This is a genomic window from Staphylococcus sp. GDY8P72P (genome assembly GCF_016890655.1).
Lineage (GTDB): Bacteria > Bacillota > Bacilli > Staphylococcales > Staphylococcaceae > Staphylococcus > Staphylococcus arlettae.
The window spans coordinates 91,861-113,021 of the sequence record NZ_JAFEQJ010000019.1 but is presented as its reverse complement, the minus strand read 5'-3'; the positions used below and the strand labels follow the sequence as shown (position 1 = coordinate 113,021).

Annotated in this window: 35 protein-coding genes; 1 reads left to right on the top strand and 34 read right to left on the bottom strand. The window is 35.6% G+C overall.

What is annotated here, in order from left to right:
* Window position 1 precedes the first annotated feature (1 nt).
* From JVU85_RS08910 to rpsJ, 32 genes are all read right to left on the bottom strand, one after another.
* Window positions 2–808 (bottom strand): energy-coupling factor transporter transmembrane component T family protein, encoded by an 807-nt coding sequence (locus JVU85_RS08910; RefSeq protein WP_002509250.1) that lies wholly within the window; start codon window positions 806–808, stop codon window positions 2–4.
* Complete coding sequence (locus JVU85_RS08905; RefSeq protein WP_002509251.1) at window positions 798–1,661, bottom strand: energy-coupling factor transporter ATPase; 864 nt, start codon at window positions 1,659–1,661, stop codon at window positions 798–800. The genes JVU85_RS08910 and JVU85_RS08905 overlap by 11 nt, the downstream gene beginning before the upstream one ends.
* Entirely contained in the window at window positions 1,658–2,470 is an 813-nt protein-coding gene (locus JVU85_RS08900) for an energy-coupling factor transporter ATPase (protein ID WP_021458973.1), read from the bottom strand. The genes JVU85_RS08905 and JVU85_RS08900 overlap by 4 nt, the downstream gene beginning before the upstream one ends.
* Window positions 2,471–2,757: 287 nt before the next feature.
* Entirely contained in the window at window positions 2,758–3,126 is a 369-nt protein-coding gene (gene rplQ, locus JVU85_RS08895) for a 50S ribosomal protein L17 (RefSeq protein ID WP_021458972.1), read from the bottom strand.
* 19 nt (window positions 3,127–3,145) lie between these two features.
* Window positions 3,146–4,090 carry a DNA-directed RNA polymerase subunit alpha gene (locus tag JVU85_RS08890; protein WP_002509254.1) on the bottom strand — a complete coding sequence of 315 codons (945 nt, stop codon included), beginning with the start codon at window positions 4,088–4,090 and terminating at the stop codon, window positions 3,146–3,148.
* A 75-nt stretch (window positions 4,091–4,165) separates the two neighbouring features.
* A complete protein-coding gene (gene rpsK, locus JVU85_RS08885; protein ID WP_002509255.1) occupies window positions 4,166–4,555 on the bottom strand; it encodes a 30S ribosomal protein S11 in 390 nt (129 codons plus the stop codon).
* Between the two features lie 23 nt (window positions 4,556–4,578).
* Entirely contained in the window at window positions 4,579–4,944 is a 366-nt protein-coding gene (gene rpsM / locus JVU85_RS08880; RefSeq protein ID WP_002509256.1) for a 30S ribosomal protein S13, read from the bottom strand.
* Between the two features lie 22 nt (window positions 4,945–4,966).
* On the bottom strand, window positions 4,967–5,080 hold the full coding sequence (gene rpmJ / locus JVU85_RS08875) for a 50S ribosomal protein L36 (protein ID WP_002509257.1): 114 nt from the start codon (window positions 5,078–5,080) through the stop codon (window positions 4,967–4,969).
* Between the two features lie 31 nt (window positions 5,081–5,111).
* On the bottom strand, window positions 5,112–5,330 hold the full coding sequence (infA, locus tag JVU85_RS08870; RefSeq protein WP_001118443.1) for a translation initiation factor IF-1: 219 nt from the start codon (window positions 5,328–5,330) through the stop codon (window positions 5,112–5,114).
* Between the two features lie 201 nt (window positions 5,331–5,531).
* Entirely contained in the window at window positions 5,532–6,182 is a 651-nt protein-coding gene (locus JVU85_RS08865; protein WP_002509258.1) for an adenylate kinase, read from the bottom strand.
* A gap of 17 nt (window positions 6,183–6,199) precedes the next feature.
* The gene (secY, locus tag JVU85_RS08860) at window positions 6,200–7,492 is read right to left on the bottom strand and encodes a preprotein translocase subunit SecY (protein ID WP_002509259.1); all 1,293 of its coding nucleotides are present in this window, start codon (window positions 7,490–7,492) and stop codon (window positions 6,200–6,202) included.
* A complete protein-coding gene (gene rplO / locus JVU85_RS08855) occupies window positions 7,492–7,932 on the bottom strand; it encodes a 50S ribosomal protein L15 (RefSeq protein ID WP_002509260.1) in 441 nt (146 codons plus the stop codon). The genes secY and rplO overlap by 1 nt, the downstream gene beginning before the upstream one ends.
* A gap of 16 nt (window positions 7,933–7,948) precedes the next feature.
* Entirely contained in the window at window positions 7,949–8,128 is a 180-nt protein-coding gene (rpmD, locus tag JVU85_RS08850; protein WP_002482630.1) for a 50S ribosomal protein L30, read from the bottom strand.
* A gap of 15 nt (window positions 8,129–8,143) precedes the next feature.
* Entirely contained in the window at window positions 8,144–8,644 is a 501-nt protein-coding gene (rpsE, locus tag JVU85_RS08845; protein WP_002509261.1) for a 30S ribosomal protein S5, read from the bottom strand.
* 20 nt (window positions 8,645–8,664) lie between these two features.
* Window positions 8,665–9,027, bottom strand: coding sequence for a 50S ribosomal protein L18 (gene rplR / locus JVU85_RS08840; protein ID WP_204171491.1), 363 nt, complete (start codon window positions 9,025–9,027; stop codon window positions 8,665–8,667).
* 31 nt (window positions 9,028–9,058) lie between these two features.
* A complete protein-coding gene (rplF, locus tag JVU85_RS08835; protein WP_002509263.1) occupies window positions 9,059–9,595 on the bottom strand; it encodes a 50S ribosomal protein L6 in 537 nt (178 codons plus the stop codon).
* A gap of 24 nt (window positions 9,596–9,619) precedes the next feature.
* The gene (gene rpsH, locus JVU85_RS08830) at window positions 9,620–10,018 is read right to left on the bottom strand and encodes a 30S ribosomal protein S8 (RefSeq protein WP_002509264.1); all 399 of its coding nucleotides are present in this window, start codon (window positions 10,016–10,018) and stop codon (window positions 9,620–9,622) included.
* 30 nt (window positions 10,019–10,048) lie between these two features.
* Window positions 10,049–10,234: a type Z 30S ribosomal protein S14 gene (locus JVU85_RS08825; protein ID WP_002482625.1), complete on the bottom strand. Its 186-nt coding sequence runs from the start codon at window positions 10,232–10,234 to the stop codon at window positions 10,049–10,051.
* A gap of 22 nt (window positions 10,235–10,256) precedes the next feature.
* Window positions 10,257–10,796 (bottom strand): 50S ribosomal protein L5, encoded by a 540-nt coding sequence (gene rplE / locus JVU85_RS08820; protein ID WP_002509265.1) that lies wholly within the window; start codon window positions 10,794–10,796, stop codon window positions 10,257–10,259.
* 25 nt (window positions 10,797–10,821) lie between these two features.
* Window positions 10,822–11,139, bottom strand: a complete 318-nt coding sequence (rplX, locus tag JVU85_RS08815; RefSeq protein ID WP_002509266.1) for a 50S ribosomal protein L24 — start codon at window positions 11,137–11,139, stop codon at window positions 10,822–10,824.
* Between the two features lie 39 nt (window positions 11,140–11,178).
* The gene (rplN, locus tag JVU85_RS08810) at window positions 11,179–11,547 is read right to left on the bottom strand and encodes a 50S ribosomal protein L14 (RefSeq protein ID WP_002509267.1); all 369 of its coding nucleotides are present in this window, start codon (window positions 11,545–11,547) and stop codon (window positions 11,179–11,181) included.
* 30 nt (window positions 11,548–11,577) lie between these two features.
* Window positions 11,578–11,841 carry a 30S ribosomal protein S17 gene (gene rpsQ / locus JVU85_RS08805; RefSeq protein WP_002509268.1) on the bottom strand — a complete coding sequence of 88 codons (264 nt, stop codon included), beginning with the start codon at window positions 11,839–11,841 and terminating at the stop codon, window positions 11,578–11,580.
* Window positions 11,842–11,866: 25 nt separating this feature from the next.
* Window positions 11,867–12,076, bottom strand: coding sequence for a 50S ribosomal protein L29 (gene rpmC, locus JVU85_RS08800; RefSeq protein WP_002509269.1), 210 nt, complete (start codon window positions 12,074–12,076; stop codon window positions 11,867–11,869).
* Complete coding sequence (rplP, locus tag JVU85_RS08795) at window positions 12,066–12,500, bottom strand: 50S ribosomal protein L16 (RefSeq protein ID WP_002509270.1); 435 nt, start codon at window positions 12,498–12,500, stop codon at window positions 12,066–12,068. The genes rpmC and rplP overlap by 11 nt, the downstream gene beginning before the upstream one ends.
* A gap of 2 nt (window positions 12,501–12,502) precedes the next feature.
* Entirely contained in the window at window positions 12,503–13,156 is a 654-nt protein-coding gene (gene rpsC / locus JVU85_RS08790) for a 30S ribosomal protein S3 (protein WP_002509271.1), read from the bottom strand.
* Between the two features lie 24 nt (window positions 13,157–13,180).
* Window positions 13,181–13,534, bottom strand: a complete 354-nt coding sequence (gene rplV / locus JVU85_RS08785) for a 50S ribosomal protein L22 (protein WP_002509272.1) — start codon at window positions 13,532–13,534, stop codon at window positions 13,181–13,183.
* A gap of 28 nt (window positions 13,535–13,562) precedes the next feature.
* Entirely contained in the window at window positions 13,563–13,841 is a 279-nt protein-coding gene (gene rpsS / locus JVU85_RS08780; RefSeq protein WP_002509273.1) for a 30S ribosomal protein S19, read from the bottom strand.
* Between the two features lie 64 nt (window positions 13,842–13,905).
* Entirely contained in the window at window positions 13,906–14,739 is an 834-nt protein-coding gene (rplB, locus tag JVU85_RS08775) for a 50S ribosomal protein L2 (RefSeq protein ID WP_002509274.1), read from the bottom strand.
* A 28-nt stretch (window positions 14,740–14,767) separates the two neighbouring features.
* Window positions 14,768–15,043, bottom strand: a complete 276-nt coding sequence (rplW, locus tag JVU85_RS08770) for a 50S ribosomal protein L23 (protein WP_002509275.1) — start codon at window positions 15,041–15,043, stop codon at window positions 14,768–14,770.
* A complete protein-coding gene (gene rplD, locus JVU85_RS08765; RefSeq protein ID WP_002509276.1) occupies window positions 15,043–15,666 on the bottom strand; it encodes a 50S ribosomal protein L4 in 624 nt (207 codons plus the stop codon). The genes rplW and rplD overlap by 1 nt, the downstream gene beginning before the upstream one ends.
* A 26-nt stretch (window positions 15,667–15,692) precedes the next feature.
* Window positions 15,693–16,355 (bottom strand): 50S ribosomal protein L3, encoded by a 663-nt coding sequence (rplC, locus tag JVU85_RS08760; protein WP_002509277.1) that lies wholly within the window; start codon window positions 16,353–16,355, stop codon window positions 15,693–15,695.
* Between the two features lie 27 nt (window positions 16,356–16,382).
* Window positions 16,383–16,691 (bottom strand): 30S ribosomal protein S10, encoded by a 309-nt coding sequence (gene rpsJ, locus JVU85_RS08755; RefSeq protein WP_167867853.1) that lies wholly within the window; start codon window positions 16,689–16,691, stop codon window positions 16,383–16,385.
* 360 nt (window positions 16,692–17,051) lie between these two features.
* Here rpsJ and JVU85_RS08750 point away from each other — a divergent pair, with 360 nt between their 5' ends.
* Entirely contained in the window at window positions 17,052–17,441 is a 390-nt protein-coding gene (locus tag JVU85_RS08750) for a hypothetical protein (RefSeq protein WP_002509278.1), read from the top strand.
* Window positions 17,442–17,509: 68 nt separating this feature from the next.
* Here the strand turns inward: JVU85_RS08750 and JVU85_RS08745 are convergent, their stop codons facing one another.
* On the bottom strand, window positions 17,510–18,844 hold the full coding sequence (locus JVU85_RS08745; protein ID WP_002509279.1) for an NCS2 family permease: 1,335 nt from the start codon (window positions 18,842–18,844) through the stop codon (window positions 17,510–17,512).
* 110 nt (window positions 18,845–18,954) lie between these two features.
* Window positions 18,955–21,093: a DNA topoisomerase III gene (locus tag JVU85_RS08740; protein ID WP_107377808.1), complete on the bottom strand. Its 2,139-nt coding sequence runs from the start codon at window positions 21,091–21,093 to the stop codon at window positions 18,955–18,957.
* Window positions 21,094–21,161 lie beyond the last annotated feature (68 nt).

Here is a 21,161-nt window from a genome sequence, read left to right as displayed (position 1 = left end):
TTTACACTCCTAAATATTTCAACAAAATTAAAACAATTATAATGGGTATAATTGTTAATATAACTAATGTGTCAGTTTGCTTCCATTCTAGCTTGCGATAACTAGACCTAATAGCGTTAGTATCATAGCCTCTCACTTCCATAGCAATAGCCAAATCTTCGGCACGTTGAAATGCAGATATAAATAATGGAATTAGTAAAGGAATAAATGCCCGTACTCGATTCACTATACTGCCTGCGCTAATTTCAGACCCCCGTGATTTTTGTGATAAGATAATTTTATCTAGTTCAACCATTAACGTAGGTATAAATCTCAATGCAATCGACATCATCATACTTAATTGATGTACAGGTATCTTAATTAGTTTTAAGGGGGCTAATAATTTTTCAAAGGCATCTGTCAGATCTATAGGGCTTGTTGTGAGTGTCATAATTGTTGAAATCATCATAATAAACATCAGTCTCAAAACAATAAATATACCCTCTAAAATACCCTCTGTATCAATAGATATAAAGCCTATTTCAACTAACCGTGTGCCACCTTTAGTTAAAAATAAATGCATGATAAATGTGAATATGAGAAAAATCCAAATTGGTGTTAAACCTTTAATAAGATACCATAACTGTATCCTCGCAGCTTTTAAAATGGAAATAATTAATACAAATAACCATGCATATGTAGCAAATGAATGTGCCAGAAAAATTAAAATAATGAAGAGAAAGACAAATATTAATTTTGCTCTAGGATCTATATGATGAATAAAAGTATTAAGCGGCAAATATCTTCCAATAATAAACTTATCTTTCATTGTTTTGCCACTCCTTATACATTTTTACAAACGACTGTTCTGTTAATGCCAATTTATCAAAATGTATATTATGTTTCTGCTCAATATCTCTTTGTAATTGGACAATATCTGGTACTGCTAAATGTAATTGTTCAACATATGCTTTATCAGCAAATAACTCTTCTGGCGTACATGTGTGTACAATATGTCCTTGCCTCATTATCTTTACTTCTTCGACATAACGTGCAACGTCATTCATTTCGTGTGAAACTAAAATAATAGTTTTTTGTTCTTGTTGCTGTAAATGCTTAATTTTTTCCATAATTTGCTTGCGGCTTTGTGGATCTAATCCAGCAGTCGGTTCATCAAGAATAATAATATCAGGGTCCATTGCTAAAATAGCAGTCAATGCTATTTTGCGCATTTGACCACCTGACATTTGAAAGGGCGATTGTGACATCACTTCTCTTGTAAAACCAAAGTCTAACAATAATTGAAAGGCTTTGTGCTTAACTTTTTCAACATCCATGCCAAAATTTTTCGGTCCAAATGTTATCTCTCTCTCAATTGTATCTTCAAATAATTGAGATTCAGGAAATTGAAAAACCATACCTACATTTTTACGAATCGTACGTAAGTGCTTATCTTTGGTTTTACGCTGAATTGTTACTTCATTAAATTGCATTTTGCCAGATGTCGGTTTTAACAAACCATTAAAATGTTGAATTAAAGTAGATTTTCCGGAACCTGTTTGTCCAATAATCGCATAATATTTACCATCTTGGAATTCAGTCACTATATTATTAAGTGCTTGATACTCATACGGCGTTCCCTGTTGATAAATGAAATTAACGTGATTAAAATTAACAGTCATAGTTTATCCACCAATCCTTGATAAGTAACGTATTCTAAAGGATATCCTAATAGTTCATGTATGCGCATAGAAAATGGTAAATCGAGGCCGATATCTTTAAGAGCTGAACCTTGATTAAATATCTCCTCTGGGGAACCACTATGGAATACCGTCCCTTTATCTAACACTATTAAGTGATCCGCCTCCATAGCTTCAGACAAATCATGTGTGATTGAAATAATCGTTACTTCTTTTTCTGCGTTTACTTGTCTAATTAATTGATTCAAATATTGTCTTCCCTCAGGATCTAACATTGAAGTAGCCTCATCCAATACGATAACTTGCGCATTTAACGCTAAAACCCCTGCAATTGCTACACGTTGTTTTTGCCCACCAGATAACGATTGCGGCTCATTTTGAGCATACTCAGTCATATCTACTTCTGCCAATGCCTGCGGAACCACTTGATGCATTTCAGCATGTGAGATTCCTTGATTTTCTAACCCAAAGGCAACATCAAACTCAACTGTAGCACCAACAAATTGATTTTCTGGATTTTGAAAGACGATTCCTACATTTTGACGTACTTCCGTTAATAAATTTTCATTTACTACTTGGCCATCATATAATACCTCTCCACTAGTGGCCTTCTCAATACCTACCATTAATTTTGCAATAGTAGATTTGCCGGAACCATTGTGTCCTACAATAGATGTCCACTTTCCTTTAGGAATAGAGAAGGAGACATCACTCAATGCTAAAGGTTCATCACTTTTATAGTTAAATGAAACATCGTTAAATTGTACTATAGGTGTTGATATGTCTCCCATTTAGACTCCTCCTAAAAGCTTTATATACCTGTTCTATTTTACATGATTTTATAGTCAATGTATATCTTCTGAATAGATAAGATGATTTACTTATATAAATAAAAAAAGCCATAGCTCACACTATAGCTTAAATAAAAAAGCGCGCACCCCATCAAATATTGAGTTCACGCTTTAAACATTATTTGGTTAGATGGGGTACTCTGAGCTAGACAATATTTGTATGTGGCAAACATTATCGTTGCACTCATTTGCTTTATACGTAGTAGCACGTATATTTTATATTAAAATTATACTAATTCGATAATTACTGATTCAGCACCGTCACCGCGACGTGGACCTGCTTTAAGAATGCGAGTGTAGCCACCTTGGCGCTCAGCATAACGTTCAGCAATTTCACCGAATAATTTTTGTACTGCAGTTTGCGTAGTTTCATCTTCGTTTAGAATTTCAACATTGCGCAAAGTTTTAATAGCATTACGACGAGAAGCTAAATCGCCTTTTTTACCTAAAGTGATCAATTTCTCTACAATACTACGTAGTTCTTTTGCACGTGCTTCTGTAGTTTCGATACGCTCACTAACGATAAGTGAAGTAGCTAAATCACGTAACATTGCTTTACGTTGATCAGAAGTACGACCTAATTTTCTGTAACCCATGAGTTGACCTCCTTTTTAATTAATCTTCTTTTCTTAAGCCTAAACCTAAATCTTCAAGTTTGTATTTCACTTCTTCTAAAGATTTACGACCTAAATTACGTACTTTCATCATATCAGCTTCAGATTTATCAGCTAATTCTTGAACAGAATTAATACCTGCACGTTTTAAACAATTGTATGAACGCACGGATAAGTCTAATTCTTCAATAGACATTTCTAGTACTTTTTCTTTTTGATCTTCTTCTTTTTCAATCATGATTTCAGCATTTTGTGCTTCATCAGTTAATCCAACAAAGATGTTTAAGTGTTCAGTCATTATCTTAGCAGCTAATGAAACTGATTCTTGTGGTGTAATAGATCCATTTGTCCACACATCTAATGTTAGTTTATCAAAATCACTACTTTGTCCTACACGTGTATTTTCTACTGTATAGTTTACACGCTCAACAGGTGAATAAAGTGAATCAACAGGAATTACTCCAATTGGTAAATCACTAGTGTTATTTTGTTCAGCTAATGCGTAACCTCTACCCTTATTTGCAACAAGACGGATTTTTAAATGACCACCTTTAGATACAGTTGCCAATTTAAGTTCAGGATTTAAAATCTCAACATCACTATCATGAGTAATGTCACTTGCAGTTACTTCGCCTTCATCTTTAACATCGATTTCTAGTGTTTTATCTTCTTCAGAATAGATTTTTAACGCTAATTTTTTAACGTTCATTATGATTGTAGAAACATCTTCAACCACATTATCTATTGCAGAAAACTCGTGAAGTACACCTTCAATTTCGATATATTTTACGGCTGCACCTGGTAATGAAGATAGTAGGATACGACGTAAGGAGTTTCCTAGTGTAGTACCATAGCCACGCTCTAGTGGTTCAACAACGAACTTACCGAATTTAGCATCTTCACTAATTTCAATTGTTTCAATTCTAGGTTTTTCGATTTCTATCATTTACAAATATCCTCCTTAAGTACGTCGACTAGATTAATACTGTATTTCTCAGTGACCTGCGACAATAACAATAAATTATACGCGACGACGTTTTGGTGGACGACAACCATTATGTGGTACTGGAGTAACGTCACGGATTGCAGTTACTTCTAAACCAGCTGATTGTAATGCACGGATAGCTGATTCACGGCCTGGTCCAGGTCCTTTTACTGTAACTTCTACAGATTTTAAACCATGTTCCATTGCTGATTTTGATGCAGTTTCAGCTGCCATTTGTGCTGCAAATGGAGTTGATTTTTTAGATCCTTTGAATCCAAGTGCACCTGCTGATGACCATGATAAAGCATTACCAAATTCATCAGTGATTGTTACGATTGTATTGTTGAATGTTGAACGGATGTGTGCCACACCATTTTCAATATTCTTTTTCACTCTACGTTTACGAGATACTTGTTTACGTGCCATTTAAAATTTGCCTCCTTTACCTATTATTTTTTCTTGTTAGCTACAGTTTTAACTGGGCCTTTACGAGTACGTGCGTTGTTTTTAGTTTTTTGTCCGCGCACTGGTAATCCACGACGGTGACGGATTCCACGATAAGATGAGATTTCCATTAAACGTTTGATGTTTAAGTTTTGCTCACGACGTAAGTCACCTTCTACTTTATAACTATCTACAACTTCACGGATACGACCTAATTCATCGTCTGTTAAGTCTTTTACGCGAGTATCTGCTGAAACATTAGCTTCTTCTACAATTTTTTGTGCTGTTGTAGTACCGATACCATATACGTAAGTTAAAGAAATAACAATACGCTTTTCACGTGGGATATCAATTCCTGCTATACGTGCCATATTTATTTACACCTCTCTTTTATTAACCTTGTTTTTGTTTGTGTTTTGGGTTTTCACAAATTACCATGACTTTACCTTTACGTTTAATGACTTTACATTTTTCGCAAATTGGTTTTACTGATGGTCTTACTTTCATTTTTATACCTCCCTATATTATGGAGTGACGATTATTTATAACGATAAGTAATTCTGCCGCGTGTTAAATCATACGGAGACATTTCTACTGTTACTTTGTCGCCAGGTAGAATACGAATATAATTCATTCTAATTTTACCACTTACGTGTGCCAAAATCTCGTGACCATTTTCTAATTCTACTTTAAACATAGCGTTTGGTAAAGTATCTAATACTGTACCTTCTAATTCGATTACATCTTGTTTAGCCATTTATTAACTTCCCCCTTTTTACTATAGTTGGTTATCGTGAACAATCAACTATAACCATACGTGTCTATCAGTGCGTGTTAATAAGTTCAACAAAAATAAAAGAATTACTTTCGCTATAGCTCACTCACATTTATTTTTTCAATACGTTAATACTTACTCAAACTATGATGACTGCAATACATAGACCGTACTAAGTTGATTCTACTTTAAGTCGTCTAAGATATTAATAACGTCAGAAGTAACTTCTTTAATATCTTTAGAACCGTCAATGTTTTCAAGTACACCTTTATCTTGATAGTAAGATAAAATTGGTTTAGATTGTTTTACATTAACGCTTAAACGATTTGCAACTGTTTCAGGGTTATCATCTTCACGTTGGTATAATTTACCACCATCAAGATCACAAACGCCATCTACTTTTGGAGGATTGAATACAAGATGATAAGTTGTACCGCATGTCTCACAAATTCTACGACCTGTAAGGCGGTTCATTAATTCTTCTTCAGGTACCTCTATATTGATAACTGCATCAATGCTTCTGCCTAGCTCTTGCATAATGTCATTTAAAGCTTCAGCTTGTTCAATAGTACGAGGAAAGCCATCTAATAAGAATCCTTTTTTTGCATCGTCTTCAGAAATTCTTTCTTTAACGATACCCACAGTAACTTCATCAGGAACTAATTCTCCACGATCCATGTACGATTTAGCTTCTTTCCCTAAATCTGTCTCATCTTTAATCGCTTTTCTGAACATGTCACCAGTAGATATGTGTGGAATCGGGAATTTCTTTACAATTTCACTCGCTTGAGTTCCTTTACCTGCTCCAGGTAAACCCATTAAAATGATATTCATAAGTGCCCTCCTACAATTTATCTACCACCAAAGCCTCTATATTCTTTTTGGCCCACTTGAGCTTCAAGACTTTTCATTGTTTCAATTGCTACACCAATTACAATTAAAAGACTCGTTCCGCCAACCTGAATAGATTGCGGTAAACTCATCACTTTAGTTGCAATTATCGGTAGAATTGCAATGACAGCTAAGAAGATTGATCCAACGAATGTTAATCGATAGAGTACTCTAGTAATATATTTTTTAGTTTGTTCTCCAGGTCTAATACCCGGAACGTAACTTCCTTGTTTCTTAAGGTTTTCTGCCATCTTTTCAGGATTAACCTGTACAAACGCATAGAAATACGTAAACGCAATAATTAGTACTACATATACGATCATTCCAATATTGTTAGATGGATTTGCTACATCTGATACTTTTTGTGCCCAATCAGCATCAGGGAAGAACAGTGTTAATGTTCTAGGTAGTAAAAAGAATGCCATTGCAAAGATAACTGGAATTACCCCTGCTGAATTGACTTTTAAAGGTAGATATGTTGCTTGTGAACCTAATCGTTGCGCTGTTTGTTTCTTCGCATATTGAATTGGTATTTTACGTACAGCTTGTAGTACGAAAATTGCACCAACCGTTAATAAAACCATTCCAACTAGTAATCCAATTACTTTTAACCAAGCCATAGTTACGTCATCTTGTCCGACGAATGCTTGTTGATAAAATTGAATTAATGATGATGGAAGCGTTGATAATATTCCTGCAAAGATAATAATTGAAATACCATTACCAACACCAAATTGCGTAATTTGCTCACCTAACCATATTAAAAATGCTGTTCCAGCTGTTAATACTACAGCAATTAATAAATAACTTGTAATCGATTGATCCATGATCAATTGACCTTTTAAGTAGTTATTAAATTGGAACGCCATCCCTATAGATTGGACGAACGCAAGTATTATTGCAAAATACCGTGTAAAATTATTCAATTTTTTCCTTCCAGCTTCACCTTGTTTTGCCCATTCAGTGAATTTAGGTACAATATCCATTTGTAACAACTGCATTACAATTGATGCAGTGATATATGGCATGATACCCATTGCAAAGATTGAAAAGTTCTTCAAGGCACCGCCACCAAACGTGTTTAACAAGTCAGTGACACCTTGAGAACCTTGTTGACTATCAAAGGCAGCTGGATTAACACCAGGTGCTGGAATATAAGTACCTATTTTGAATATAACTAACATTGCGAGTGTAAAAAAGATCTTGTTACGAACTTCTTTGGTTTTAAAGAAGCTCACAAGCGTTTGAATCATTAGATCACCTCGTGTGCTCCACCTTTAGCATCAATAGCATCTGCTGCAGAAGCAGAGAATTTATGAGCTTTTACTGTCAATTTCTTCTCTAGTGAACCGTTACCTAGTACTTTAATACCAGATTTTTCACTTTTAACTACGCCAGATTCTACTAATAAAGCTGGAGTTACTTCAGTACCTTCCTCAAATTTATTAAGTTGGTCTAAGTTAACAATAGCATATTCTTTACGATTAATGTTAGTGAAACCTCGTTTTGGTAAACGACGGAATAAAGGTAATTGTCCACCTTCGAAACCTGGTCTTACACTACCACCTGAACGCGCTTTTTGACCTTTTTGTCCACGTCCACTTGTTTTACCGTTGCCTGTAGCCGCTCCACGACCGACACGGTTACGTACTTTACGAGAACCTTCAGCTGGTTTTAACTCATGTAATTTCATTTCGGCACCTCCTTAATTATTTTTCTTCTACAGTCACTAAGTGACTTACTTTGTTGATTTGCCCACGGATAGCAGGGTTATCTTCAACAACTACTGAAGAATTAGTTTTTTTCAAACCTAAAGCTTCAACAGTTTTACGTTGTGTTTCCGGACGACCAATAACACTACGAGTGAGGGTAATTTGTAATTTAGCCATAACTCTATTCCCTCCTTAATTGTATAATTCTTCTACTGATTTGCCACGTAATTTCGCAACTTCTTCAGCATTTTTAAGATTTTGTAATCCATTAAGAGTGGCGCGAACCATATTAATTGGAGTATTAGATCCTAATGATTTACTTAAGATGTCAGTAATACCAGCTAACTCTAATACGGCACGAACTGGGCCACCTGCGATAACACCTGTACCAGGTGCAGCTGGTTTCATGAATACACTACCTGAACTGAAAGTTCCTGTAATTGTATGAGGTGTAGTACCTTCAACACGTGGAACTACAACTAAATCTTTTTTAGCTGCTTCAACAGCTTTTTTGATTGCTTCTGGAACCTCTTGTGCTTTACCTGTTCCAAAGCCAACGCGGCCATTCTTATCTCCCACTACTACTAAAGCAGTGAAACGGAAACGACGTCCACCTTTTACAACTTTTGCAACACGATTGATCGTTACAACGCGTTCTTCAAATTCTTTAGTTTCTTCTTCTCTACGAGCCATGTAATTGTCCCTCCTTTAAATTAAAATTCTAAACCGTTTTCGCGAGCTGCATCTGCCAATGCTTTAATACGTCCGTGGAATAAATATCCTCCACGATCGAATACTATTGTTGATACGCCTTTGTCGCTTGCTTTTTTAGCAATTGTTTCGCCTACTTTTGCTGATAATTCAACTTTTGAAGATTCTGCATTAGCAATTTCTTTATCTTGAGTTGAAGCTTGAGCTAAAGTTACACCTTTAACATCATCGATGATTTGTGCATAGATGTGTTTGTTTGAACGGTAAACGTTTAAACGAGGTTTTTCAGCTGTACCAGATAATTTAGTACGAATACGTGCATGTCTTTTCAAACGTACTTTGTTTTTATCAATTTTGCTGATCATTTCAATACTCCTTTCTGTAGAAAGTTATTTATTATTTACCAGTTTTACCTTCTTTACGGCGAACGTATTCACCTTGGTAACGGATACCTTTACCTTTGTATGGTTCTGGTGGTCTAGTTGAACGGATGTTAGAAGCATAAGCACCTACGCGTTCTTTAGAAATACCAGTTACAGTTACAGTTGTGTTTTTCTCAACAGTGAAAGTAATGCCATCTTCAGCTTTAATTTCTACTGGGTGAGAGTAACCAACGTTTAAAATTAAGTCATTACCTTGCATTTGTGCACGGTAACCAACACCAACAAGTTCAAGTGTTTTTGTGAAACCTTGAGAAACACCTTGGATCATATTGTTAATTAAAGCACGAGTTGTACCATGTACTGTTCTGTCATCTTTAGAATCAGTAGGTCTAACAACTTCTAAAGTAGTTTCATCTTGTTTGTATGTCATTCTTTCGTTTAAAGTTTTAGATAATTCGCCTTTTGGACCTTTAACAGTTACATTGTTACCTTCTATGCTAACTGTTACGTCGCTAGGGATGTCAATAATTTTTTTACCAACACGACTCATGTTATCGCACCTCCTTATTTATTATTACCAAATGTATGCTAAGATTTCTCCACCGATATTACGTTTTCTAGCTTCTTTGTCAGTGATAACACCTTCAGAAGTTGATACTAGAGCAATACCTAAACCGTTAAGTACTTTAGGTACTTCGTTAGCTTTAGCATAAACACGTAAACCTGGTTTAGAAATACGTTTTAATCCTGTGATAACACGTTCATTGTTTTGACCATATTTTAGGAATAAACGAATTACACCTTGTTTATCGTCTTCTACAAATTCAACGTTTTTTACGAAACCTTCACTTTTTAAGATTTCGGCAATTTCTTTTTTGATATTAGAAGCAGGAAATTCTAACTTTTCGTGACGAACCATGTTTGCGTTTCTTACACGAGTTAGCATATCTGCAATTGGATCTGTGATTGTCATTGATTGTTGCCTCCTTTCAGACTCTTTTAATTACCAGCTAGCTTTACGAACGCCAGGGATTTGGCCTTTATAAGCTAATTCACGGAAACAAATACGGCATAATTTGAATTTACGATATACAGAATGTGGACGACCACAGCGTTCACAACGAGTATATTCACGTACTTGGAACTTTTGTTTTTTTTGTTGCTTAGCAACCATTGAAGTTTTAGCCACTTAATTAGCCTCCTTTTAGAGATTATTTTTGAAATGGCATACCGAATTGTGTTAACAATTCACGAGCTTCCTCGTCAGTGTTAGCAGTAGTTACGATAACGATATCCATTCCACGTACTTTTGATACTTTGTCATAGTCAATTTCAGGGAAAATTAATTGTTCTTTAACACCTAATGTGTAGTTACCGCGACCATCGAATGCAGTTTTAGAAACACCGCGGAAGTCACGAACACGTGGTAATGATACAGCAATTAATTTATCTAAAAAGTCATACATTCTTTCGCCACGTAAAGTAACTTTAGCACCGATTGGCATACCTTCACGTAAACGGAATGTTGCAACTGATTTTTTAGCTTTTGTAACTAATGGTTTTTGACCAGTGATTTGTTCTAATTCTTCTACAGCGTTATCTAACACTTTAGAGTTTTGAACAGCGTCACCGACACCCATATTTACAACGATTTTTTCGATTTTTGGTACTTCCATTACTGAACTATAATTAAATTTCTTAACCAAGCTTTCAGCAACTTCTGTATTGAATTTTTCTTTTAAACGGTTCACAGTGGATCCTCCTTTCAACTAGTTATTAATTATTAGATTTGATTTCTTCGCCTGATTTTTTAGCGATACGAACTTTTTTACCATCTTCGAATTTATATCCAACACGAGTAGGTTCATTCGTTTTTGGATCTAATAATTGTACGTTAGAAACATGGATAGCTGCCTCTGTTTCTAAGATTCCACCTTCAGGGTTAAATTGAGTTGGTTTTTGGTGTTTTTTGATAAAGTTGACACCTTCCACAACGACACGGTCTTTTTTAGGTTCAGTTGATAATACTTTACCTTCTTTACCTTTGTCTTTACCTGCGATAACTTTTACGTTGTCACCTTTTTTGATATGCATGTGTGGCACCTCCTTAAGCTTATATATTATAAAAGATTATTATAGTACTTCTGGAGCTAATGATACGATTTTCATGAAGCTACCTTCACGTAATTCACGAGCAACAGGACCGAAAATACGAGTACCACGTGGGCCTTTGTCGTCACGGATGATGACACATGCATTTTCATCAAATTTGATATATGAACCATCGTTACGACGTACGCCAGATTTTGTACGTACGATAACAGCTTTAACTACTTCGCCTTTTTTAACAACGCCACCTGGTGTAGCATTTTTAACAGAAGCAACGATAATGTCACCAATATTAGCTGTTTTACGACCAGATCCACCTAATACTTTGATTGTAAGAACTTCACGAGCACCAGAGTTATCTGCTACTTTTAAGCGACTTTCTTGTTGGATCATGAGTTAAACCTCCTTTATCTATAGTGTTTATTATATGATTACTGATTCTTCAACAATTTCGACTAAACGGAAACGTTTAGAAGCTGATAAAGGACGAGTTTCTTGAATCTTAACGATGTCCCCTAACTTAGCTGAGTTGTTTTCATCATGAGTTTTATATTTTTTAGAGTATTTTACTCGTTTACCGTATAATTTGTGTGTTTTGTATGTTTCTACAAGTACAGTTACAGTTTTGTCCATTTTATCTGAAACGACTCTACCTACATAAACTTTACGATCATTTCTTTCGCTCACTTTTGTAACCTCCTCTTTCAATTAATTATTGATTAGCTTTACCTTGTTCAATTTCTCTTTCACGAGCAACAGTTTTTAGACGGGCAATCGTTTTTCTGACTGTGCGAATACGTGCAGTTTCCTCTAATTGACCTGTAGCTAACTGAAAGCGTAGGTTAAAAAGCTCTTCTTTCGAAGATTTGATTTGTGCTTCAATCTCTGAAGTGGTTAAGTCTCTAATTTCCTTAGCTTTCATTTGTTTCACCACCCAATTCTTCACGTTTTACAAACTTAGTTTTAACTGGAAGTTTGTGACTTGCTAAACGTAATGCTTCACGCGCAACGTCTTCGTTAACGCCTGCAATTTCAAATAAAATTCTACCAGGTTTTGCTACTGCAACCCAGCCTTCTACAGCACCTTTACCAGCACCCATACGTACTTCTAAAGGTTTTTTCGTATATGGTGTATGAGGGAAGATTTTAATCCAAACTTTCCCGCCACGTTTCATGTAACGTGTCATTGCAATACGAGCTGATTCGATTTGACGAGATGTTATCCAAGAAGTTGTAGTTGCTTGTAAACCATACTCACCAAATGTTACATAGTTACCGCCTTTAGAACGACCAGTTGTTTTAGGACGATGTTGACGACGATATTTTACACGTTTTGGTAGTAACATTATTATTTTCCTCCTTCACTAGTGTTCTTAGTAGGAAGAACTTCTCCACGATAGATCCATACTTTGACACCTAATTTACCGTAAGTAGTGTCAGCTTCTGCGTGTGCGTAACCAATGTCAGCACGTAATGTATGAAGTGGAACAGTTCCTTCTGAATATTGTTCAGCACGAGCGATGTCTGCTCCAGCTAAACGACCTGATACTTGTGTTTTAATACCTTTAGCACCAAGTTTCATAGCTCTTGTAATAGCTTGTTTTTGTACACGACGGAATGAAGCACGGTTTTCTAATTGACGCGCGATGTTTTCTGCAACTAAACGAGCATCTAAGTCAACCTTTTTAATTTCGATTACGTTGATGTGTACTTTTTTATCAGTTAATGAATTTAATTTATTACGAAGTTTTTCAATTTCTGAACCGCCTTTACCGATTACCATACCTGGTTTACCAGTATGAATAGCGATGTTGATACGGTTAGCAGCACGTTCGATGTCTACATGAGAAACTGATGCTTCTTTTAATGCGTTATCAATGAATTTACGGATTTTTAAATCTTCATGTAATAGTGAAGCGAAGTCTTTTTCTGCATACCATTTAGCTTCCCAATCACGAATTACACCGACACGAAGTCCGATTGGATTAATTTTTTGACCCACAGTGTTCCCTCCTTAAATTTTTTATTAAGCTTCTTTAGCTTCTTCTTTACCGTCACTTACGACGATTGTAATGTGGCTTGTACGTTTGTTAATCGCACTTGCACGGCCTTGTGCACGTGGACGGAAACGTTTTAATGTTGGTCCTTCGTTAGCATATGCTTCTTTCACAACTAACTCATCTGTATTCATGTCATAGTTATGCTCTGCATTTGCTAAAGCGGACATTAATAATTTTTCAACAACTGGTGATGAAGCTTTGTTAGTTAATTTTAAAATTGCAATAGCTTCTCCAGCGCTTTTACCTCTAATTAGATCTAATACTAATCTAACTTTACGAGGTGCGATTCTTATAGTTCTAGCAACCGCTTTTGCTTCCATTCGGATTTCCTCCTCTACTTGTTAGAAATTATCTTCTAGTTTTTTTGTCGTCTGCAGCGTGTCCTTTAAATGTACGAGTTGGAGCGAATTCTCCTAATTTGTGACCAACCATATCTTCAGTTACAAATACAGGTACATGTTTACGTCCATCGTATACAGCGAATGTGTGACCGATGAAATTAGGGAATACAGTTGAACGACGTGACCAAGTTTTAATTACTTGTTTTTTCTCGCTTTCGCCTTGAGCTTCGACTTTTTTCATTAAATGATCATCGACGAAAGGTCCTTTTTTAATACTACGAGCCATATTGGCGCCTCCCTTCTTATTATGTGCGTGCAGCCTTTAAGCCGCACACCCAAATAAGTTATTATTATTTTTTCTTACGACCACGAACGATAAGTTTATCTGATGATTTCTTACCACGACGTGTTTTCTTACCAAGTGTAGGTTTGCCCCAAGGTGACATTGGAGATGGCATACCGATAGGTGCACGACCTTCACCACCACCGTGTGGGTGATCGTTAGGGTTCATTACAGAACCACGAACAGTTGGGCGAATACCTTTCCATCTTGAACGTCCAGCTTTACCAACGTTAACAAGTTCGTGTTGAATATTACCAACTTGACCAATTGTCGCACGACAAGTTGAAAGAATCATACGTACTTCGCCAGATCTTAATCTTACTAATACATATTTACCTTCTTTACCAAGTACTTGAGCACTTGTACCTGCAGAACGTGCAAGTTGTCCACCTTTACCAGGTTTTAATTCGATATTGTGAATAACAGTACCTACTGGAATGAATTGAAGTGGTAACGCATTACCTACTTTAATATCAGCTGATTCACCATTCTCAACAACTTGACCTACTTGTAAGTTTTTAGGAGCAATGATGTAGCGTTTTTCACCATCAGCATAAACTAGTAATGCAATGTTAGCTGAACGGTTTGGGTCATATTGGATAGAATCTACTTTTGCAGCAATTCCATCTTTGTTACGTTTAAAATCAATAACACGGTATTGACGTTTGTGTCCTCCACCATGATGGCGAACTGTCAATTTACCTTGGTTGTTACGTCCCGCTCTTTTCGGTAGCGGTTGTAATAATGACTTTTCAGGTGTAGTTTTCGTGATTTCAGCGAAATCTAACGTAGTCATATTACGACGACCATTAGTAATTGGCTTATATTTTTTTAGAGCCATTGTCGTTTACCTCCTTATTGGTAATTTTTTAGTTGAATAGATCGATTGATCCTTCTTTTAATTTCACGATTGCTACGCGTCTTTTATTTGTATAGCCTTGGTAACGGCCCATACGTTTTTTCTTTGGTTTGTAGTTAATGATATTTACATTATCAACTTTTACATCAAAGATTTCTTCAACTGCGATTTTAACTTGCGTTTTGTTCGCACGAGTATCAACGTCGAATGTGTACTTATCTTCAGCCATAGCTTCAGAAGATTTTTCAGTGATTACGGGGCGCTTAAGAACGTCTCTTGCTTCCATTATCCGAGCACCTCCTCAACTTTTTTAGCAGCTGCTTCTGTGATTACAACACTATCAGCGCTTGTTAGGTCTAATACGTTTAAACCTTGTGCTGTAGAAACTTGTACTCCAGGGATGTTACGTGCTGACAATGCAACATTCACATCTTCTGATTCTGTAACTACTAATACTTTTTTAGGTTGTTCTAAGTTTGCTAGTACTGTTTTGAACTCTTTAGTTTTAGGAGCTTCAAAGTTAATTGCATCAACTACTGTTAACGCATTTTCTTGTACTTTGTAAGATAATGCTGAACGTAAAGCTAAACGACGCATTTTCTTAGGCATTTTATAAGCATAACTTCTTGGAGTTGGTCCGAATACGATACCACCACCACGCCATTGTGGCGCACGAATTGTACCTTGACGCGCACGTCCTGTACCTTTTTGTCTCCATGGTTTACGTCCACCACCACGTACTGCTGAACGATTTTTAACAGCATGAGTACCTTGGCGTAATGAAGCACGTTGTAAAGTGATTGCTTCAAATAGAACGTCTTTGTTTGGTTCGATTGCAAATACTGCATCATTTAATTCTACTGAACCTGATTTAGTTCCGTCTACTTTTACTACATCATAATTAGCCATTATGCTTTTTCCTCCTTTCGTCTTTATTATTTATTACCTTTTTTAATTGAAGTTGTGATTTCTAATAAGCTTTTCTTAGAACCAGGTACATTACCTTTAACTAAAATAACATTGTTTTCAGTATCTACTTGAACTACTTCTAAGTTTTGTACTGTTACAGTGTTACCGCCCATACGTCCAGGCATTTTTTGTCCTTTGAAAACTTTTGAAGCATCTGAAGCCATACCAACTGAACCTGGTGATCTGTGGAAATGAGAACCGTGACCCATTGGTCCACGTGCTTGGTTATGACGTTTGATTGCGCCTTGGAAACCTTTACCTTTAGATACGCCTGTTACATCAATAACGTCGCCAGCTTCAAATGTATCAACTGAGACTTCTTGACCTACTTCGTATTCATCAACATTAACGTTTCTGAATTCACGAATGAAGCGCTTAGGTGCTGTGTCAGCTTTTTTAGCATGACCTTCAGCTGGTTTACTAGCATATTTGTTTGTTTTGCTATCTTTTTTATAAGCTTTTTTATCTTCAAAGCCTACTTGGATTGCGTTGTATCCGTCAACTTCTTCAGTTTTCTTTTGTAATACAACGTTTTGGTTTGCTTCTACTACTGTTACTGGGATTAATTCACCGTTTTCTCCGAAAACTTGTGTCATCCCGATTTTTCTTCCTAAGATTCCTTTGGTCATCGAAAGTCCACCTCCTAATTTTTTCTATTATAATTTGATTTCGATGTCTACACCAGATGGTAAGTTTAAGCCCATTAGAGCGTCTACTGTTTTAGGTGTAGGGTTAACAATGTCGATTAAACGTTTATGAGTACGTTGTTCGAACTGCTCACGTGAATCTTTGTCCTTATGCACGGCACGGATAATTGTATAAACTGATCTTTCAGTTGGTAATGGAATCGGTCCAGAAACATCTGCTCCAGAACGTTTCGCTGTTTCAACAATTTTTTCAGCTGATTGATCAATAACGCGGTGATCATAAGCTTTTAATCTGATTCTGATTTTTTGTTTTGCCATAATTTTCCCTCCTTATTCGTCTACATTTAAGTTGATAGACTTCTCCACGAAAACTATCTCACACAACGCCATGGCAAAGCGGCCGGGTGTGTCAGTAACCTTTCGCTTCCTCGCGTTTTCTTAAAGTCCAACATTAGATATGTTACACGAAAAGCATTGATTTATCAAGCTTTTCTACAAAACTTTTATAACTTTTGTCTAACACATACTTTGATATTGTACTTGAATTTGTAGCTCACTTCAACCATTTACCTAAAATTTATGAAATTTATATAATTATTTTAGGTTTAAACCATTCCATATTGTTATAAATTTTTCTGTTCTTACTATATAATAGTTATTGATAGGTGGTGAATGATAATGAAGAACGGAATAAGAATAACTTTGCTTATCCTTAGTACTGTTCTAATTTTAAGTGAGCTTATTTATGGCATTCCTTTTTTAGGTGGTAGTTTAATTTTGAGTTTTGGCTGGCAGCCGCTGCTTATAAATATTTTTCTTTATTTTATAATCGTACTAATTTTGTTTGTTGATCGCCAAAATTCAATCAAGCCTATGCTTATCATCCCGTTACTTGGTATTATTGGTACGTTTATCGCCTTCATACCATTTATAGGAATGATTGTGCATTGGATACTATTCTTTTTAATGCTATTTTTCATACTTGTTGTACTGTCCTCACCAATATACGTACCAAACAAACATGCTAAAGTAGTTTATACGCAAGATCGTTATGGCAATAGATATTAGTTTATTTATGTTGGAACTATACATTATATAAAAAGAGCATTCGGTTTGATGCCGAATGCTCTTTATTATTAACCATGAACAAATACAAAATATAGAATGAATAAGACCATTAATCCATACATCATAGGATGTACTTCTTTATGTCGTTTGGAAATAAGCATTGTTATCGGATAAAAAATGAATCCACATGCGATACCTGTCGCTATAGAATATGACAGTGGCATCATTATTATAGTAATAAATGATGGTACTGCTACTTCAAATTTACGCCACTCTATTTCAGCGAAGTTAGCAGCCATTAAAACACCTACTACAATTAATGCTGGTGTTGTAACCGCACTAGTAACTACTTCCATTAATGGACTGAAGAAGATAGCCAATAAGAAACAAAGGCCGGTTACTACACTGGCAAATCCCGTACGAGCTCCTACAGCAACTCCAGAAGTTGACTCTATATATGAAGTCGTTGTTGTCGTACCAAAGATAGCACCAACAATTGTCGCTAATGAATCTGAAAATAGTGCTCTACCAGCACGTGGTAATTTGTTATTTTTCATTATACCAGCCTGAGTTGCTACAGCTACTAACGTACCGGCTGTATCGAAAAAGTCGATAAATAAAAATGTTAAAATTACTATTAAAAATTGAACCGTAAATAACTGGCTTGGATCTTTGAAAGCTTCAAAAGCCGCTCCGAAAGTTGGCTCAATACTTGGAACTTTACCTACCACACTACTTGGTGGATCAATTAATCCTGTAATCATACCGGCAATAGAAGTTAAAATCATACCAATAAAAATAGCTCCCGGTACTTTTCTTGCATACATAATGACCGTAACAATAATTCCAAAAATTGTTAATAATACTGGTCCATCTGTAATTTGACCTAAAGTAACTAATGTTGAATCGTTATTCGTAATAATACCTGAACTTTGTAAACCTACAAATGTAATAAAGAGTCCAATTCCTGCTGATACTGCCATTTTCATCTGATGCGGTATTGCGTTAATTATGGTTTCTCGTAATCCGGTCAGTGTTAATATGGCGAAGAATATGCCGGAAAATAGTACTCCGGTTAATCCTATTTGCCATGGAATCCCCATTGTTAAGACGACTGTAAAGGCAAAAAATGCATTTAGTCCCATTCCTGGAGCTAAAGCGATAGGATAACGTGCTATGAGCCCCATAAATAATGACCCTACAAATGCAGCAAGCGCAGTTGCAACAAATATCGCACCTTGATCCATTTTCATATTGTCAGAAACGCCATCGACGCCTGCTAAACTTAATACTTGTGGGTTGACGGCTAAAATATACGCCATGGATAAAAACGTAGTTAAACCACCCAGGACTTCTTTTTTATAGTTTGTTTCATACTTATCAAACTTAAAGTATTTTCTCACGGTTAATTCTCCTTTAATTAAAATACCTTAATATTTTAATACCCAAATTGCTAAAACACAATAGTAAATCCGAACTTTTTGTTTTTTAAATGTTTTTAAGTTCGAATTATCTAAAATTTGAGCCCTTTCAATGCATCCTGGAACGGGTTGTTTTCTATTCCTTCATTATTATTCAAATATTTTTTCATATCTTTTTTGGATACTTTTGCATTCTTTTTATTTTTGTGACGTTGATCCATTTGGGTTTGTGTTTCCGTATGACCACACACACAACGATAAGTGGCATCCTTACCTCTACCAAAAAGCGTCATTTTCTTATGACAATTAGGGCAACGTGCATTGGTTTTTCGTTGGACATTTTTCTTTGTTTTACATTTTGGATCCTGACATACGAGCATGGAACCTTGCTTTGTATTTACTTTAATCATAAATTTCCCACATGTCGGGCACTCTGTAGTAGTTAAATTATCATGTTTATATTTTTGCTCGTTATTTTTAATGTCTGTAACTACAGTTTGTGTAAAGTCCCGCATTTCAACCATAAATTGTTTCGCACTATATTGACCTTTCTCAATTCTTGTTAATTTATCTTCCCACTCTGCTGTCAATATTGGTGATGTTAATGCTTGAGGTGCTAATTCTAATATTTGTTTACCTTTTTGTGACACTTTAATTTTGCCATCGCGAGACTCAATAGCATTCATATTAAACAGTTTATCAATAATGTCTGCACGGGTAGCTACTGTACCTATACCTCCAGCTTGTTTTAACGATTGTGCATGCTTGCTATCCTTAAAATCAAAAAATTTCTGTGGATTTTCCATCGCTTTCAGTAATGAACCTTCATTAAAATACGATGGTGCAGTAGTTTCATGTTCAGCGATATGTGTCCGACTCACTGATAATGTTGTTCCTTGCTGCCAGTTGCTGTTCAATGCAAAGTTATGTTGCTCGTTATCATACAACGCTTTAAAACCTAATTGTTGTGGTACTTGCCCATTAAAGGAGAAACTATACTCACCTATATTAATTACTATATCAACCGCTTCATATTGATATGGTGGCATTATATTTTCTAAAAACCTTTGAGCAATCAGCATATAAACTTTTTGTTCTTTAGGTGAGAGCGTGTTTAAATCTGCTCGTACTTCAGTTGGAATGATTGCATGGTGATCTGAGACTTTTTGATTATTAATAAATTTGTCTCTTGTGTTAAATGAACGTGACAGTTGTGCTTTGGCATGCTCTTTTAAATCTGTCCCCATAATTGCCTTTAATCGATCTTTCAAAGTAGAAACCATATCATCCGTTAAATAATTAGAATCTGTACGTGGATAAGTTACTAATTTGTGGCGTTCATACAATACTTGTAATGTATTTAACGTTTCTTTAGGATTAAATCGAAAACGCTTATAGGCATCTTGTTGCAAATCCGTTAAATTATATAATTTTTGAGGATATGCTTTTTTAGCTTTACGCTCAATTGACTGGATACTTGCAGTTTGATGTTTAACTTTCTCACTTATATCCGCAAAAACGTCTTTATTTTTATGTTGTTTCGGAGTTGTACAGTTAAATTTCAAACCTTCTACTTCTATATTTAATGTATAGTATGTTTCTGGTTGGAATTGATTAATTTCATTTTGACGCATTTGCACTAATTGAATCGTTGGTGTTTGGACACGTCCTAAGGAAAGTTGCGCATCATATTTTGTCGTAAGTGCACGAGTCGCATTTATACCAACAATCCAGTCTGCTTCACTTCTTGCTAATGCTGCTTGATAAAGATTATTGTATTGTCTACCGTCTTTAAGTTTATTAAAACCATCTTTAATAGCTTTAGGTGTTACAGAACTAATCCATAATCGTTTAATTGGTTTAGTATTATGCACCTTATCTAATATTAATCGTGCGACGAGTTCCCCTTCTCTACCAGCATCAGTCGCAATAATTATTTCATTTACACTTTGTTTATTGATTAATGCTTTAACTGTTTGAAATTGTTTTTTAGTTTTAGCAATTACTACTGTTTTCATTGTCGACGGAATAATAGGTAAATCTGCTAATTTCCATTCTTGATACGCTTTGTCATATTGTTCAGGAGTTGCATTTGTTACTAAATGACCTAATGCCCAAGTTACTATATAACGATTATTTTCAAAATAACCATTTTTTCCTTCGTTTATATTTAACGCTTTCGCGATATCTTTTCCTACTGAAGGCTTCTCAGCTAATATAAGAGATTTCATAATTTCGCCCTTTCAAATTTATAATAATATTATTGTAACATGTATATAGCACATCTTAGCTTTCAATT